The sequence below is a fragment of the Oleiharenicola lentus genome (assembly GCF_051660365.1).
GTDB lineage: Bacteria > Verrucomicrobiota > Verrucomicrobiia > Opitutales > Opitutaceae > Lacunisphaera > Lacunisphaera lenta_A.
Map to the genome: position 1 here is coordinate 1 of NZ_JBOZXB010000006.1, position 1,011 is coordinate 1,011.

Consider the following 1,011-nt stretch of genomic DNA (forward strand, 5'->3'; position numbering starts at 1 on the left):
TTACGGTTTGGGCAACTGCTTGATCTGGGCTTCGCGTTTGGCGAGTTCGAGGTCGGCCTCAGTCATGATTTTGACGAGCTCCTTGAACTTCACCTTCGGTTCCCAGCCCAGTTGTTTCTTCGCCTTGGCGGGATCGCCGATGAGTAATTCGACCTCAGCCGGACGCTCGTAGCGGGCGTCGTATTTCACGTATTTCTCCCAGTCGAGATCGAGCAGGCTGAACGTCTCCTGGATAAATTCCCGCACGCTGTGCGTCTCGTTGGTGCCGACGACGTAGTCATCCGGTTGATCCTGCTGGAGCATGACCCACATCATCTCGACGTATTCTTTGGCGTAACCCCAGTCGCGCTTCGCGTCGAGGTTGCCCATGTAGAGTTCCTTTTGCAGACCCATCTTGATGCGGGTCGCCGCGCGCGTGATCTTGCGCGTGACGAACGTCTCGCCGCGGCGCGGGCTCTCGTGATTAAACAGAATGCCGTTTGAGGCGTGGAGATTGTAGCTCTCGCGATAATTCACGGTCAGCCAGTAAGCATACATCTTCGCGCAGCCATACGGCGAACGCGGCCAGAACGGCGTCTTTTCCGTCTGCGGCACTTCCTGCACTTTGCCGAACATTTCCGAGGAAGATGCTTGGTAGAAACGGCATTTCTTAACGAGGCCCGCCTCACGAATCGCTTCAAGGATGCGCACTGCGCCCACGCCCACGACGTCGCCCGTATATTCCGGCACATCGAACGACACGCGCACGTGCGACTGGGCACCGAGGTTGTAGATTTCGTCCGGCTGCAGCTCGTAAAGCAACTTCACCATCTGCACCGAGTCAGCGAGATCGCCGTAGTGCAGAAAAAGCCTGACCCCGTTCACATGCGGATCGCTGTAAAGGTGGTCGATGCGGCTCGTATTAAAAGTAGAGGCGCGCCGGATAACCCCGTGCACTTCATACCCTTTCTCGAGCAACAACTCGGCGAGATAGGATCCATCCTGTCCGGTGATACCGGTGATCAAAGCTTT

General features: G+C 56.8%; 1 protein-coding gene. It reads right to left on the reverse strand.

Annotation, left to right across the window (positions count from 1 at the left end):
* Positions 1–1,011: GDP-mannose 4,6-dehydratase (gmd, locus tag ACRRQW_RS21195; RefSeq protein WP_438483713.1), on the reverse strand; the 1,011-nt coding region annotated here is incomplete at its 5' end.